The sequence below is a fragment of the Paenibacillus sp. MER TA 81-3 genome (assembly GCF_023713585.1).
Classification (GTDB): Bacteria; Bacillota; Bacilli; order Paenibacillales; family Paenibacillaceae; genus Paenibacillus_B; species Paenibacillus_B profundus.
The window spans coordinates 120,030-135,661 of sequence record NZ_JAMAWB010000005.1; the positions used below are offsets into that span (position 1 = coordinate 120,030).

16 protein-coding genes and 1 riboswitch are annotated in these 15,632 nt (G+C 52.2%); of the genes, 15 read left to right on the forward strand and 1 reads right to left on the reverse strand.

Annotated elements, in window-relative coordinates; all coding sequences use genetic code 11:
- Positions 1 to 94 precede the first annotated feature (94 nt).
- Positions 95 to 1,270 (forward strand): hypothetical protein, encoded by a 1,176-nt coding sequence (locus tag M3650_RS08550; RefSeq protein ID WP_251573776.1) that lies wholly within the window; start codon positions 95 to 97, stop codon positions 1,268 to 1,270.
- Between the two features lie 95 nt (positions 1,271 to 1,365).
- Here M3650_RS08550 and M3650_RS08555 read toward each other — a convergent pair whose 3' ends face one another.
- Positions 1,366 to 1,509, reverse strand: a complete 144-nt coding sequence (locus tag M3650_RS08555; protein ID WP_192813649.1) for a hypothetical protein — start codon at positions 1,507 to 1,509, stop codon at positions 1,366 to 1,368.
- Between the two features lie 322 nt (positions 1,510 to 1,831).
- Here M3650_RS08555 and ychF point away from each other — a divergent pair, with 322 nt between their 5' ends.
- The 14 genes from ychF to M3650_RS08625 all read left to right on the forward strand — a co-directional run bounded on the left by ychF (position 1,832) and on the right by M3650_RS08625 (position 15,631).
- Entirely contained in the window at positions 1,832 to 2,932 is a 1,101-nt protein-coding gene (gene ychF, locus M3650_RS08560; RefSeq protein WP_233696282.1) for a redox-regulated ATPase YchF, read from the forward strand.
- Positions 2,933 to 3,014: 82 nt separating this feature from the next.
- On the forward strand, positions 3,015 to 4,088 hold the full coding sequence (gene prfA, locus M3650_RS08565; protein WP_251573778.1) for a peptide chain release factor 1: 1,074 nt from the start codon (positions 3,015 to 3,017) through the stop codon (positions 4,086 to 4,088).
- Complete coding sequence (prmC, locus tag M3650_RS08570) at positions 4,085 to 5,026, forward strand: peptide chain release factor N(5)-glutamine methyltransferase (protein WP_251573781.1); 942 nt, start codon at positions 4,085 to 4,087, stop codon at positions 5,024 to 5,026. Before prfA ends, prmC begins: the two co-directional genes overlap by 4 nt.
- A gap of 220 nt (positions 5,027 to 5,246) precedes the next feature.
- Positions 5,247 to 6,002, forward strand: a complete 756-nt coding sequence (gene spoIIR / locus M3650_RS08575) for a stage II sporulation protein R (RefSeq protein ID WP_251573782.1) — start codon at positions 5,247 to 5,249, stop codon at positions 6,000 to 6,002.
- Positions 6,003 to 7,235: 1,233 nt separating this feature from the next.
- Positions 7,236 to 8,537 carry an L-threonylcarbamoyladenylate synthase gene (locus M3650_RS08580; protein WP_251573784.1) on the forward strand — a complete coding sequence of 434 codons (1,302 nt, stop codon included), beginning with the start codon at positions 7,236 to 7,238 and terminating at the stop codon, positions 8,535 to 8,537.
- Between the two features lie 90 nt (positions 8,538 to 8,627).
- A complete protein-coding gene (locus M3650_RS08585) occupies positions 8,628 to 9,194 on the forward strand; it encodes a manganese efflux pump MntP (RefSeq protein ID WP_251573786.1) in 567 nt (188 codons plus the stop codon).
- A 50-nt stretch (positions 9,195 to 9,244) separates the two neighbouring features.
- Positions 9,245 to 9,826, forward strand: coding sequence for a low molecular weight protein arginine phosphatase (locus M3650_RS08590; RefSeq protein WP_251573788.1), 582 nt, complete (start codon positions 9,245 to 9,247; stop codon positions 9,824 to 9,826).
- A gap of 47 nt (positions 9,827 to 9,873) precedes the next feature.
- A riboswitch (ZMP/ZTP riboswitch) is annotated at positions 9,874 to 9,954 on the forward strand.
- 287 nt (positions 9,955 to 10,241) lie between these two features.
- A complete protein-coding gene (gene rpiB / locus M3650_RS08595; protein WP_019424649.1) occupies positions 10,242 to 10,700 on the forward strand; it encodes a ribose 5-phosphate isomerase B in 459 nt (152 codons plus the stop codon).
- A gap of 21 nt (positions 10,701 to 10,721) precedes the next feature.
- Positions 10,722 to 11,294 (forward strand): TIGR01440 family protein, encoded by a 573-nt coding sequence (locus M3650_RS08600; RefSeq protein WP_251573791.1) that lies wholly within the window; start codon positions 10,722 to 10,724, stop codon positions 11,292 to 11,294.
- 108 nt (positions 11,295 to 11,402) lie between these two features.
- Complete coding sequence (locus M3650_RS08605; RefSeq protein WP_251573793.1) at positions 11,403 to 12,653, forward strand: serine hydroxymethyltransferase; 1,251 nt, start codon at positions 11,403 to 11,405, stop codon at positions 12,651 to 12,653.
- Between the two features lie 378 nt (positions 12,654 to 13,031).
- A complete protein-coding gene (upp, locus tag M3650_RS08610) occupies positions 13,032 to 13,661 on the forward strand; it encodes a uracil phosphoribosyltransferase (RefSeq protein WP_251573795.1) in 630 nt (209 codons plus the stop codon).
- Between the two features lie 30 nt (positions 13,662 to 13,691).
- Positions 13,692 to 14,846, forward strand: coding sequence for a non-hydrolyzing UDP-N-acetylglucosamine 2-epimerase (gene wecB, locus M3650_RS08615; protein ID WP_019424653.1), 1,155 nt, complete (start codon positions 13,692 to 13,694; stop codon positions 14,844 to 14,846).
- Positions 14,847 to 15,021: 175 nt separating this feature from the next.
- Complete coding sequence (locus M3650_RS08620; RefSeq protein ID WP_019424654.1) at positions 15,022 to 15,255, forward strand: AtpZ/AtpI family protein; 234 nt, start codon at positions 15,022 to 15,024, stop codon at positions 15,253 to 15,255.
- Positions 15,248 to 15,631 (forward strand): ATP synthase subunit I, encoded by a 384-nt coding sequence (locus tag M3650_RS08625; RefSeq protein WP_019424655.1) that lies wholly within the window; start codon positions 15,248 to 15,250, stop codon positions 15,629 to 15,631. Before M3650_RS08620 ends, M3650_RS08625 begins: the two co-directional genes overlap by 8 nt.
- Position 15,632: the final 1 nt, after the last annotated feature.

The following is a 15,632-nucleotide window of genomic DNA, read 5'->3' on the forward strand; positions in this document are numbered from 1 at the left end:
GATAAAAACAGTTCCATAGTTGACATGAAATGATATAATGGAAATTAAAACCACGGCCCCTATAATAGGGGTGGCTTATGGAGGCGTAGAGAAAATGGGCATGGCTAATGAAGCGGGATGGATTCAGGCATTCGGCTCGGAAGACAATATGCCGGAATTACTCTGTGTCATAGAGAACGGATCAAAGGAACAGTCCGCGGAAGCGGCTCAAGCTTTATTTGAGCAGATTTGCCGGGACAACGATGTGGATGAAGCAGCCTTTCCTCTGATTGATCCGCTGCTTGATATTTTGACCATACGTCACAAGTCGGTCGCCAAGGCAACGATCCTGAACGGTATTGCGCAGGTGCTGCGATGCTCCATGTCGAATCCGCTCCCTTTCGGTGTCACCCCGCTGTGTTACTGCAGCAGCCATAGTCATGGGGTGGAGGAAGAGACTAGTGCGGCGGCAGCGGTGGCACGGCACTGGCACAATACGCTGCGCGGCCGTTATGCGGAATGGTCTGTATTAGCAGAGGAAGAGGAATTAACGGCAATCCAAGTCGTATATGTGCTGCATTTGCTGCAATGGGATGACCCTCAAGTGGAAAATAAGCTGTTGCGTGCCGCTTTTAATGGGGAGACTTCCCGGCTTCGTCTGAACGCGCTCATCGCGCTTGCCGATCATCGCCGGCGTTCAGGCAAACCATTCAACCCATCGATTGCGTTCGGTCAGCATCGCGACGACGATCTGTATGAGACGGTACGTGCTGTCTGCGCAGTGTTAACGGCTTCCGAAGCTCAGTCTTTGCAGGTAACGGCTAAGCTGCTGCAAGGTTGTGCACTGCCGCGGCTCGATCGAATCCAATTTCCTTGGGCAGATGGGGCAATATCCTCGCTATGCGCACAGGCTGCCTGTTACCTATTTCAGGACGGCACTTCGATCGAAGAGCGAGCTGTGTTCTGGTTGGAGGCGCTTGAAAAATGTATTCATGCGCATCAGCTGCGCTCGCGCAAAGTGATATGGGAGATTGGAGAGTCGACCGTACAGTGGGATGAAGAGTTGCTGCAATGGAATTGGAACGGCCCGATGCTCGTGGCGGACGGCATGCTGCTCTCGTTGTTTCCTGTGAATGGCGTTCCTGTTGCGGAAAAGGGGGAAGAAATATCTCTTCCGTCGAACGTTTCGCGCGCCATCAAATTATGTCTCCAGCATCAAGTGGAGATGCCGAACGCAGAGCGTTACGGCGTAAGTCGTGTCATACGGCAGTTGTATCGTTTTATTACGTAAAGCGGGGTATTCCTGGCCCAGCATTCAACTGAGAAGGAACACCCGCGAGATATTTAAGAACGTGAAATGACTATATTGATGATGCCGAGACGGGACTAGTCCGTCTTTTTCTTTTTGTGCTGATAGGGGGTAACGGTTTTGGCTCCTTCCAATGTATCATTGACAAAGGCCATATCTTGGTTTTTCACTTTCATGTTGGTGGTGCCAGTGTAATTTCCTCGGTGTGTCTTGTTTTCCATGATGAATTTGACCTTCTTTCGATGTAAGATGTCATCCATCTCGTTCAGGATGCTCCGCCCTATTGTTAGCAAATTAGAAAGATGCTATCCAGATGCTATCCGTGAACGTGTGACAGAATCGAAACGCTTTTTGTAATCAAGCACGAGAAATTGTTGACAATATGGAAAAAATCTAGTCGATGACTAGGTTTTTTGTGCGTTGTTGGTTATAATGGTTAAGGAATTTTTGCACGTATTTATAGGCATCGAAACGGCATTGCAACGAACGAAATAATCGAAATCATTATCGAAATAGAACTATATTAAGGAGTTGTAATTATAAATGGCACTGAAAGCTGGTATCGTCGGATTGCCGAACGTTGGCAAATCTACATTGTTTAACGCAATAACGCAAGCAGGCGCAGAATCTGCCAACTACCCGTTCTGTACGATCGACCCGAACGTCGGCGTGGTGGAAGTGCCGGATGATCGTCTGGACAAATTGACGGAATTGGTCGTGCCGAACCGTACGGTTCCGACAGCGTTCGAATTCGTAGACATCGCAGGTCTTGTGCGCGGCGCGAGCAAAGGCGAAGGGCTTGGCAACAAGTTCTTGGCGCATATTCGTGAAGTGGACGCGATCGTGCATGTAGTGCGCTGCTTTGAAGATGAGAACATTACGCATGTGGACGGCAAGGTTGATCCAGTAAGCGATATTCAAACAATCAATCTGGAGCTCGTGTTGGCCGATCTCGAATCGGTAGAAAAGCGTCTTGATCGTACGAAGAAGAATTTGAAGAGCGGCGATAAGAAGTATGCGCAGGAAGCCGAAGTGCTTGAGCGCTTGAAAGACACGCTCTATAATGATAAGCCTGCGCGCAGCATGGATTTGAGCGATGATGAGAAGCTGCTGGTGCGCGATCTGCACTTGCTGACGATGAAGCCTGTGTTATATGCGGCGAATGTAAGCGAAGACGGTGTGGCAGATGCGGAATCCAATCCATATGTGCAGCAGGTGCGCGAATTCGCAGTGGCTGAGAATGCGGAAGTCGTGCCTATCAGTGCGAAGGTGGAAGCGGAAATCGCCGAATTGGAAGGCGAGGACAAAGAGATGTTCCTGCAGGAGCTGGGCTTGGATGAATCGGGCTTGAACCGCCTCATCAAGGCGGCTTACCGCCTGCTCGGCCTGTATACGTACTTCACCGCGGGTGTGCAAGAGGTGCGCGCTTGGACGATTCGCAAAGGCATGAAGGCGCCACAAGCGGCGGGTGTCATTCATACTGACTTCGAACGTGGCTTTATTCGTGCCGAGGTCGTATCGTATGATGACCTGGTTGCAGGTGGCTCGATGAACGTGGTGAAGGAGCAAGGCAAGCTTCGTTTGGAAGGAAAAGAATATGTCGTGCAAGACGGTGACGTCATGCACTTCCGCTTTAATGTTTAGATGAACGCCTTGCGCGAGTTGCAAGGCTGATGAATATAGGTGTTAAAGCCGGAGATTGAAGCATGAGAGAGGTGATCGTATTATGTTGGACCGTCTGCAATCCCTTGCGGATCGATATGATAAATTGAGTGAATTGTTGTGTGATCCGGACGTGGCGAACGATCCGAAGAAGCTGCGTGAATATTCGAAGGAACAGTCCGATTTGCAGCAAGCTTATGAGGCTTATATGGAATATAAGTCCGTTGTGAGCGAGCTGGAGGCGGCGAAAGTAATGCTGCAAGAGAAGCTGGACGATGAAATGCGTGACATGGTGAAGATGGAAATTGAAGAACTGAGCGCGCGCCAAGCTGAGTTGGATGAGAATATTCGCATCTTGCTTCTGCCCAAGGATCCGAACGACGACAAGAACGTCATCGTCGAAATTCGCGGCGCGGCCGGCGGCGACGAAGCGGCGTTGTTCGCGGCCGACTTGTACCGCATGTATACACGTTATGCGGATACGAAAGGCTGGCGTACGGAGCTGATGGAAGCCAACATCAGCGATTTGGGCGGTTTCAAAGAGGTCATCTTCTTGGTATCCGGCAAAGGCGCCTACAGCAAGCTGAAGTATGAGAGCGGAGCGCATCGCGTGCAGCGCATTCCATCTACGGAATCGGGCGGCCGCATCCACACGTCCACGTCGACGGTAGCGGTCATGCCGGAAATCGAAGACTTTGAAGTGGAGATTTTCGATAAGGATATCCGTGTCGATACATTCTGTTCCTCCGGCGCGGGCGGACAGTCCGTCAATACGACGAAGTCAGCCGTACGTGTCACGCACATTCCGACCGGAATCGTAGCGACGTGCCAAGACGGCAAATCACAGAATGATAATAAAGCGAAGGCGCTGCAAGTGCTGCGCGCGCGTATTTTCGACGTTAAGCGGCAAGAAGAGGAAGCGAAATACGCAGGCGAGCGGAAGAGCAAGGTCGGTACAGGTGACCGCAGTGAACGGATTCGGACGTACAACTTCCCGCAAAGCCGCGTGACGGACCATCGCATCGGGTTGACGCTGCACAAGCTCGACCAGGTGATGAATGGGGATATGGAAGAGATTGTTCAAGCGTTGACGTTGACGGAACAAGCGGAGCTCCTTGAAAAGGAGAATCATGCATGAGTGAGCACAGCAGATCGATGAGTGAAGGACAGACGCAGGGAACCGGCAATCCGGCCCTGCGCTTTCACCTCGTTGTGCCTGCGACGATTCGAGAAGCCTGGGTGCAGGCTTCTTCTTTTTTAGCGGCGAGCGGGGTGGATGACGCTGCGCATCATGCCGAGCTGCTGCTGCGGCATGAGCTGGAGATGGAGCGTGCGGCTTATTTGGTTGCCTTGCCGGATGCGCTGCCGGAAGCGGTGAACGGCCGCTTCGAGGAGGCGATATCGCGGAGGGCTGCGGGCGAGCCGACGCAATATATTATCGGCTGGCAGCATTTCTATGGCCTGCCGTTTGAGGTGACGCCGGACGTGCTGATTCCGCGTCCGGAGACGGAGCTGCTCGTGGAGGCCGTCATCGCGGAAGCGGCCCGCCTCTGGCCGGAGGAGGCGCCGCTTGAGGTGGCGGACGTCGGCACGGGGAGCGGCGCCATCGCGTGCACGCTGGCGCACCTGCGCTCGGCGTGGCGCGTCATGGCCGGCGACATTTCGCCAGCGGCGCTGCGGGTAGCCGAGCGTAACGCGGAGCGCCTCGGCGTGGCGTCGCGCCTGTCGTGGCTGCAGGGCGACCTGCTGGCGCCGTTCGCCGGCCGCGGGCTGGACATCCTTGTGTCCAACCCGCCGTACATTCCGGCCGGCGACTTGGCGGGGCTCATGCGCGAGGTGCGCGATTATGAGCCCCGCACGGCGCTGGACGGCGGTGCGGACGGGCTCGACCCGTATCGCCGTCTCGTCGCCATGCTGCCGCTGCTTGGCGCGGCGCCGCGCCTGATTGGCTTCGAGGTGGGCCAAGGACAGGCCCACGCCGTAGCCGCGCTGCTGAAGAGCGCCGGCTACGGCTCGAAGCTCGTCATTGTGCCTGACTTGGCGGGCATTGAGCGCCACGTCATCGGCGTGCGTTAGCTGCGCAATGTGCAATGATTCGCAGCACGCGCATTGAATAATTCGATTTATTTCGGAGATAGAGTTTTTTCGCGTCTGTGCCGCCTTCCTTATGGCTGCCGGATCGGAGAGACTCTATCTTTTTTTCTGTGAAAATCGAAATTGCTAGGTTTAATCACCTGACTGCCGGACATAATGATAGACAAGAGGCGCGCCCAACCTCACAAGGAGTAGAATGAACATGAAGATTCGTGTGTTCGTACTCGGTCTCGCACTTGTCACGATGGCAGCGGGAGCTTTGATGCGTTGGGAAATTGGTCGTGTGGATGCGGCTATAGGTGAAGTTAAGGAATTGAAGGCAAATGCGGCCTTACAAGAAGCTTCAGGTCGGAATGCCGATGACGTAATTCCGGAGGATGCGATACGCTTGCGGGTGCTGGCGAACTCCGATACGGATCGGGACCAGCAAGTAAAGCGCATGGTACGCGATGCGATCGTCGAGCAGATTAACGGCTGGCTGCAGCATGAAGCTGCACCGCAATCACGGGACGAGGCCCAGGCGCTCATTGCGAAGCATATGGATGAGCTGGCGCAGGCGGCGGCAGACGTGCTCGCCGAACAAGACATGTCTTACGAAGCGAAGCTGGAGCTAGGCGAAGTGTCTTTCCCGGCAAAATGGTACGGCGGCAACGTGTATCCTGCCGGCATGTATGAGGCGCTGCTCGTGACGTTGGGGGCAGGCGAAGGGCAGAATTGGTGGTGCGTGTTGTTCCCGCCGCTCTGCTTTATTGATGGAGATACGGCACAAGGTTCAGCAAGCGGCGACCTGCAAGCGGGAAAAACAGCCGAAGCGCAGCAAGCAGGTGTAGCGGGGGATGCTGCTAACGACGATCCGAGTGCCGCTGAGGATGCGACTGAAGTCCGATTTTTCTTATGGGATATGCTTGTCACTTTGCTTCAATGGATTTCTGAAGTGTGGACTGCTCTAGTCGGATAAGATATGCTTTTCATATATTCAAATTATTTGTGCAATCATATTTCTAAAATAATTATTCAGATAATTTTCAATAGTGCATTCGTGTATACACTCGGCTCATTTTTGGATGATATCTATATAAGTTGAACTATAAACCTTCCGAGTAATTGATTGTGTGCGCTGATATTCATACGGCCCAGGGCTGAACGCTAGGCTGTACTCCTTTTCCAATCCTCCATTGGATTTTATCCAACGGAACAGCACATATATCTTTTTACGGTCGGGTTTCATTGGAGTTCATCCAATGCTTTGTCACTCATTCCACAGCAAATGCTGAAAAACAGCAGATCCACTGTACGAAATACAGTCTAAATGCGGTTTAACCGACTAATTGGTACTTTCTACTGTATGTTTTCCAATGGGACTTACTTCGAGCGGGGCAAACAATGCAGTTCAACTTATATAGTTTGATATACATTTTGTAATCAATTGCTGCAATTATTTTTTATTAATGTGAAAACGATATGCCATTGACTACTGTATACGTGTGTTGTGCATTCTAATGAAAACTTAATATGAAACACTGCATGCTATGAATATGATATATGTTGTTTTCGCTATATACGCAACTAACTGCGTAATTATGCTATAACTGGACGATCCTCCGGCTCTTATGGTACAACTAATGAAGAAGCAAAGGAACGTGAAAGAAAAGATGTCGAAGCTCCTTCGGCATCTTTTCTTGCGATGCAACAACATTACCTTCTTGCTGTTTTTCACAATCGACTGAAGATGTCTTGTTTACCTTTCTAATGCAAAAGTACGTGAAGATTCGTTAGTTTATCCATTATTTGTGCGATATGAAGGGGATCACCTGAACTTTTACATCTCATGGAGTTTATTTTTAGAAAAAGGCTTGAACGGGATGCACCTTTACAGTATGGGAACAGAGTGAGACGCTCAGTTTAAATCATCTACAAGCCCCGGTAAAACAACGAGCAAGTAATAGACAGCAACTAGAATGCGGCAAACAAACAACTTGTAAACGGCCAATAAACGCTAAAACGCCAAACGCTAAACGCTAAACGCTAAACGTTAAACGCTAAACGCTAAAATGATAAACGATAAACGATGACAAATAACAATTAACAAATAACAAAAATAACAAGCAGCAGATACTAGGTAATCTATATCGAGGAATAAGAGCAATAGGAAGAAAGTACACAACCTCAATAACAGTAAGGACTTGACGCCATGAACAAATCAAATGATAGCAAAGTCGAAGCAAACCGCATAGGAGCACCCATTAGCCACGCCGCTGCCCGGCCTCAAGCCACGAAGTGGTGGAAGGTGGATGGGGCGATTCCGGTACAGGAACAAGCGTGCATTGTGCAAGCCGCCGCCATGCTGGCAGCAGGGCAGACGGTTGCCTTCCCGACGGAGACGGTATATGGCCTCGGGGCGAATGCTTGCGACAGTGAGGCTGTGGAACGCATTTTTACCGCCAAAGGACGCCCGTCAGACAATCCGCTCATCGTGCATATCGCGGATGTGGCGCAGTTGGATGCGCTGGTGCTGCCCTACGGAGAGACCGCACAGCGGTTGATGGAACGCTTCTGGCCGGGGCCGCTTACCATTGTGCTGCCGGTCCGGCCGAACGCGGTCTCTTCCCGCGTGACCGCAGGGCTCGACACCGTGGGCGTGCGCATGCCGGCGCACGATACGGCGCTTGCGCTCATTCGCGCTGCAGGCTGCCCGATTGCGGCACCAAGCGCGAACCGCTCGGGACGACCGAGCCCAACCCGCGCGGAGCATGTGCGCGCGGACCTGGACGGCCGCATAGGCGGCATCGTTGACGGCGGCACAGCAGGCGTCGGCGTGGAGTCCACGGTGCTCGAAGTGCAGGGCGATCGTGTGCACGTGCTGCGGCCGGGTGGAATTACGACAGCGATGCTGCGTGAAGTGGCGGCCGAGGTGACGGTCGATCCAGCGGTCGATCCGAACGGCGGCATGACGAGAGCATTGCCGCCGTCTTCTCCTTCGGCGGCACCGATCGAGTCGCAGCGTATGGCAGAGCATGCTTCAGGACTTGCAGCTGAACCGCCATTGAAGGAAGGCGCAGCGGGCCACACGGCAGAGCAAGCGGCAGAACGCTCAGATGAGCTGCTCTCGGTACAACCTGCGCCGCGCTCGCCTGGAATGAAATATACGCATTATGCGCCGCAAGGCACCCTTTCTATCGTGCAGGGACCGTCGGCGGACCGCGTAAGCCGCTGCATCCAAGCGGAACTGGATGCAGCCAAAGGACGCGGCGAGACGACCGGTGTATTGGCATTCAGAGAGCATGCCGAGCAATACCGGGCGGACATCGTCGTATCGCTTGGAAGCGTGGAGGCGCTGGAGGAAGCGGCCCATCATTTATATGATGCGCTGCGCCATTTCGATGAAGCGGGAGCCACCTATATGCTGGCGGAGGCTTGTCCGGCAGAAGGCATGGGACTTGCCGTCATGAACCGGCTTATTAAAGCAGCGGGTCACCGTATCATCCACTGTTAAAGATATGAAAATGGGTAAAATAGAGCTTGTCATGATTAAGGCCTTGTCCGCATACGTTGATTAAAGACGATCGGACGAGGAGAGAGGCAGATGTGGGAAACGGCTGCACCCCTAGGTCAATGGATTACGATTCTCGCTATGGCCCTGGCTCTTGGCTCGGACGCCTTTTCCCTATGTCTTGGCATCGGAATGAGAGGGGTACGGCGGATGGATGCCTTTCGCATCAGCGTCGTCATCGCGCTCTTTCATGTACTGATGCCGCTGATGGGCGTCATAACGGGCATATATATGAGCATTGTGCTCGGGAAGGTGACGGCGATGGCTGCCGGCGCTCTTCTCGTAATGCTCGGCGGACATATGATTTACAGCTCGTTCAAAGGGGGAGCATCTCACTTTATCGACACGGCTTCGTTCTGGGGTACAATTTTGTTTGCGCTGAGCGTCAGTGTCGATTCGTTCTCTGTCGGAGTAACGCTTGGCATGTTCCGTTCTGATTTGCTGATTACGCTCGCTGCATTTGGTCTGTTCGGCGGTGCGATGTCCATTCTCGGGCTGCTGCTTGGACATCATGCGGGACAGCGGCTCGGTGAGTACGGCGAAGCGGTGGGCGGTGCTGTATTACTCGTATTCGGCATCTTGTTTTTGATCCCTTCTTGACTTAGGGTACAATAGATAGAGGAGAACTTCACGAGAGGGGGAATGTGATTATGAAACGCATTTTGTTTGTGTGCACAGGCAACACTTGCCGCAGTCCTATGGCAGAAGCGATGCTGAGACATTTGGCAGAGGATAGGTCTTTGGACCTAGATGTGAAGTCGGCCGGCGTAGCGGCGTGGGATGGCACTCCTATTTCGGAGCATGCGGCTGAAGCGCTTGCCGAACAGCAAATTACGAGCCATCGGACGTTTCGGTCCACTGCCCTGAACGAAGAAGGGATACAGTGGGCGGATATTATTTTGACGTTAACCTTTGGTCATAAGCAGCATGTGCTGCAGCGCTTTCCTCATGCAGCGGACAAGACGTTCGCGCTGAAAGAGTATGTAGAGCAGGACGGGGCGGTGGTGGATGAGCGGGAACAACTGCTTGCTCTGGCGGCGGAACTGCAGTTGAAGCTGGCGCTGGGTGAAGAGCCGACTGAAGAAGAACGGAAGCAGCTCTTTGAACTGCAGCGGCGCGCACCGAGCATGGATGTGGCGGATCCATTCGGAGGCACGTTAGAGCAGTACCGAATGACGGCTGCGGAAATCCGCGAGGCGCTTCATCTGCTGCTGGACAAGCTGGACAAATAGGGATTGCATTTCATTTCCGTATCCTTTATTATCAGGGATAGAAAATGCAGGTTCGATGTAACTGGCGACGAAAGTGGGTAACCACGGTGGAGCATCGAATAATACGGCCGGTCGCCTGGGCGAAAGAGCAGTGTATGGTAATTGCCATGCTATGCTCTTTTTTTCATGTTATATTATGCTATATATGGTATAGATGGTGCTGAGTTGTTATGGATGTGATTTCTTGGATATTGCATCGGGGCGAGCATCCTGCATTCGTATGAGGCGCTTGTCTCAGGGGATGGTAAGAGAGAGGGAAGAAAATGCAATTTGTTTGCTCCAACTTCCCGGAAATTCGTTATAATAGAGCCATGGCTTGTCTCATGAACAACGTTGGATGCGCCTTAATGAAAGACGACGGATGGAGGGAATAACAATGAAAATTGCCGTAGGCGCAGATCATGCCGGTGTGCGGTTGAAAGATGGAATTATTTCAGTCATTAAGGACATGGGTCATGATGTTGTTGACTTGGGCTGCAATTGTACGGAATCGGTAGACTATCCAGATTACGCGGTGCCGGTTGCAGAGATGGTTGCTTCCGGGGAAGCAGACCGGGGCGTGCTCATTTGCGGCACAGGCATCGGCATGTCCATCGCCGCGAACAAAGTGCCGGGTGTGCGTTGCGCGCTCGTTCACGATCTGTTCTCTGCGAAAGCGACCCGCGAACATAACGATACGAACGTACTGGCCATGGGTGAGCGTGTCATCGGGCCTGGGCTTGCTGAGGAAATTGTGCGCGTCTGGCTGAGCACGGAATTCAGCCGAGGCGAACGTCATGTAGGGCGTCTGGGCAAAGTAACCGATGTGGAGCATAAATATCACCCTGCACCGTAATGAAGCGGAGGTGGAGTTATTATGAGTAGTAACACTCGCGAGCAGGCAGGAGCGGCTGCACGTGCCCTCGTGCAAGCGGCGGACTTGAAGCCCGGGCAGCTGGTTGTTATCGGGTGCAGCACGAGTGAGGTAGCCGGGGCGCGGATAGGAACGTCGGGCACGCTTGATGTAGCCCAGGAGATTTTTGCCGGGCTGGATGTGCTGCATACGGAATTCGGGCTCTACACGGCATTTCAATGCTGTGAGCACCTTAATCGCGCGCTCGTCGTAGAACGGCACACGCTCGAACGGTTCGGGCTTGAGGAAGTTGCTGCAGTACCTGTTCCGACAGCGGGCGGATCAATGGCTGCCTATGCGTATCGTCGATTATCCGCTGCTTGCTTGGCGGAGACAATCGCAGCTGATGCCGGAATCGACATCGGCGAGACGCTCATCGGCATGCACATACGCCGGGTTGCCGTGCCGCTCCGAACTGAGGTACGCACTATCGGCAAGGCAAGAGTCAATATGGCGGCAACGCGGCCGAAGCTTATCGGCGGGGAAAGAGCCGTCTATCGACTGCCGGATATCGCAGGTACAGATTCCTGTGAGTAAGATGAGGAGTAAGAAGGCTGCCGGATGACGATAACACATGGAACCTTAACGCAGAATGCGTTGTCATACATTGCAATAAGGTAATTTAACAATGGGAGGGTTATGGTAATGGTAGATCATTTAAGACAATCCGATCCGGACGTATTGAAAGCAATGGATCTGGAACTGCAGCGTCAGCGCAACAACATTGAACTTATCGCTTCGGAGAACATCGTAAGCGAAGCGGTGATGGAAGCGATGGGTACGGTGCTCACGAACAAATATGCGGAAGGCTATCCGGGCAGACGCTACTACGGCGGATGCGAGCATGTCGACATCGTCGAGAACATCGCGCGGGATCGTGCGAAGGAACTGTTCGGAGCGGAGCATGTTAATGTGCAGCCGCACTCCGGAGCGCAAGCGAACATGGCTGTATATTTGGCAGCATTGAAGCCGGGAGATACGGTACTCGGGATGGACTTGGCGCATGGTGGACACTTGACGCACGGCAGCCCTGTCAACGCATCGGGCCTGTTGTATAATTTCGTTGCATATGGCGTCGAAGAAGATACGTTCCGCATCGATTATGACAAGGTGCGCAAGGCAGCTTTCAAACATCGCCCGAAAATGATCGTTGCAGGTGCCAGTGCTTATCCGCGTATTATCGACTTTGAGGCACTGGCTTCAATTGCGAACGACGTAGGCGCGCTGTTCTTTGTCGACATGGCTCACATTGCCGGCCTCGTAGCGGCTGGACTGCATCCGAGCCCAGTTCCCCATGCCCACTTTGTAACGACGACGACGCATAAGACGTTGCGCGGTCCGCGCGGAGGCATGATTCTGTGCCGCCAAGCATGGGCTCAGGCGATTGACAAGGCAGTATTCCCGGGAACGCAAGGCGGTCCGCTCATGCACGTCATCGCATCCAAAGCGGTTGCTCTGGGCGAGGCATTGCAGCCGTCCTTCAAGGAGCATGCCGAGCAGGTGATTAAAAATGCGCAAGTACTGGCAGAGTCCCTTATGGCGGAAGGATTGACGATCGTATCCGGTGGTACGGACAATCACCTCATGCTCATCGATACGCGCGGCATCAACATAACTGGTAAAGATGCGGAAAAAGTTCTTGATTCCGTTGGCATTACCGTGAACAAGAATGCAATTCCGTTCGATCCGACGAGCCCGTTCATTACAAGCGGGATCCGTATCGGGACGCCGGCAGCAACTTCGCGCGGCATGGATGTGGCGGCTATGCGCATTATCGGGCAGGTCATCGCTATGACGCTCAAAAATCCGGCAGATGCGGCAGTATTAGATAAAGCGCGAGGTATGGTACGTGACTTGACGGCGCAATATCCGTTGTATGAGACATTGAAATATTAATGGTAAAGGCAGCGGGTTCCCGCTGACACAGGCCGGTATGCCTTGAACAGGCATGCGCGGCCTGTTTTTGTATGTGCTGCAGATGGCTAAGCATTAAGGACATCAGTAGTAGGAGATGGGTCAATGTACCTGTGTGAATGTAGTGATGCACTACCTTTTTCCCATGGCTTATTCGCTTGCATGTATAACCAATCCAAAGAATGTTTACTAATATTACAGTGACTCTTTCTTTTCCAAGTTCAGGGAAGCGGGAAAAAGGCTGACAAAAGTGATGGGGAACACTGTGCAGTGACGGGATACAAATGTTATAATAGAGCCTGTTTAGCGTAAACTGATAACTTGAAGGCAACGAGAGTAAAAAGCGGAGGGACATGTTATATGGGCAAATTGGTCATTTGCGATCATCCTTTGATTCAACACAAAGTGACATTAATTCGTGACAAGAGCACGAATACGAAAGATTTCCGGGAACTGGTGGACGAAGTGGCAACCTTGATGGCGTATGAGATTACGCGCGAGCTGCCGCTGCAGACCATCACGGTGGAGACGCCGGTAGCGGAGACAGAAAGCAAAATCATTGCAGGGCGGATGCTCGGTATCATCCCGATTCTTCGTGCGGGGTTAGGCATGGTGGAAGGCATCGTTAAGCTGATTCCCGGCGCCAAAATTGGACATGTCGGTTTGTTCCGCGACCCGGAAACCTTGAAACCAGTAGAATACTATACCAAGCTGCCTAAGGATGTTCACGAGCGCGCGCTTATCGTCATTGATCCGATGCTCGCAACAGGCGGCTCGGCCATTGCTGCAATCGATGTGCTGAAGAAACGCGATTGCACACAGATTAAGTTGGCATGCCTAATCGCCGCGCCAGAAGGTGTCAAGGCAGTGCAGGAGGCGCATCCCGATGTGGATATTTACCTTGCCGCATTGGACGAGCGTCTGGATGATCACGGTTATATCGTGCCTGGATTGGGTGACGCAGGGGATCGTCTGTTCGGCACGAAATAACAATACGTTTAGACTACGGAGGATTAGAAGATGTCCAAAGTGAAAGTAATGACGGTGTTCGGTGTGCGTCCAGAAGCGATTAAGATGGCGCCGCTCATCCTGGAATTGCAGAAACATCCGGAACAAATCGAGTCCATCGTGTGCGTCACGGGCCAACATCGTCAGATGTTGGACCAGGTGCTCGATGTATTCAGCATCAAGCCTGATTACGACTTGAACATCATGCAGGCGAGCCAGACGCTGAATGACATCTCGATTCGGGTGCTGCAAGGATTAGAGCCGGTGCTGCAGGAGGCGAAGCCGGATATCGTGCTTGTGCACGGAGATACGCTTACAACCTTCTTGGCTAGTTATGCGGCATTTTTGCAGCAAATCCAAGTTGGACATGTCGAGGCCGGATTGCGCACATGGAATAAATTGTCGCCGTATCCGGAAGAAATGAACCGGCAATTGACCGGAGTATTGGCAGACCTGCATTTTGCGCCTACCGATTGGTCGGCAAATAACTTGAGACACGAAAACAAGAAAGATTCATCGATATTTGTCACAGGCAACACGGTAACAGATGTGTTTCAATATACAGTACGATCCGATTACACGCATGAAGTGCTCGATTGGGCACAGGGCAAGCGGCTCGTGCTGATGACGGCTCACCGTCGTGAATCGCAGGGAGAACCGCACCGCAATATATTCCGCGCCGTGCGCCGTATAGCGGACGAGTTCGATGATATCGCCATCGTGTATCCGGTCCATCTTAGTCCGGCAGTTCGTGAACCGGCCTATGAGATGTTGGGGGATCACCCGCGCATTAAGCTGATTGACCCGTTTGATGTGGTGGACTTTCATAATTTTTATCCTCATACGCATCTCATACTCACCGATTCGGGCGGTCTCCAGGAGGAAGCACCGTCATTTGGCATACCGGTACTCGTCCTTCGTGAAACTACCGAACGACCGGAAGGCATCGATGCAGGCACTTTAGAATTGGTCGGTACCGAAGAGGAGATGGTATACACACGTACAAAGGCATTATTGACGGATGAATCAACTTATGCACGGATGAGCAAAGCCGCCAATCCCTACGGGGATGGCAAAGCATCCCAACGAATTGTCAGTGCGATTCTTCACAATTTTGGCATGCAGGCGGAGCGTCCGGAAGAATTTCACACAACGTTCACAAATTGATTCAGTGCTGTCTTCTAGAGCATAACGTTCCAGCATACAGTGACACTGTACGGTTTACGCGGTTTTTTGCAGCCTGGGAAACGAAAATACATCGTTTTCATCCTTATAAATACAGGGTTTTTATGAATTGACAAAATCTCGTATTGTTAAGTAAAATGAATGGGAATTATAGCCTATGAAGACCACTAAACGCAATGATAACCTGTGGCTGGTCGCTCTCAGTATTGGTGGAGCCGGCGTTATGCTTGCCATATATATTCTCATTGGATTTTTCGTTGGGAAGTGGTTAGCTCATGCATTGGACGGACCTAAGCTTTGGCTTGCCGTAGGTGCGATATCCGGGATGTGTCTCGGTATCGCGAACATCGTCTACTTTGTTAGAAAGTTCATGGGGGAACAAGATGAATGATATGACTTCCATTGTCAATGCCGTTACCAGAGTGACGTTCATCCTGTTGTCGGTGTTCCTTCTCGTATGGGCTTTTGCACCGGAATACCGGCCAATAGCTGCAGGCTTGACGCTGGGCACGGCTATAGGCTTGATCAACGTTCGATATTTGTCGATGAAGGTCCGGCAACTTGTCGACCTTGCCGTAAGCGCGGAGAGGAAGCGGTACAATTTTGGAATGGTTACGAGAATGTGTATTGCATTCTTGGCCGTCATGATCGCAGCGAAATTGGGTCATGTGAAAATATCGCTACCGTCAACCATAGTCGGATTGTTCATCGCGCAGCTATTGACCATTCCTGTGAGTATCTTTTTTGGAATAAGACAAAATAAGTAAC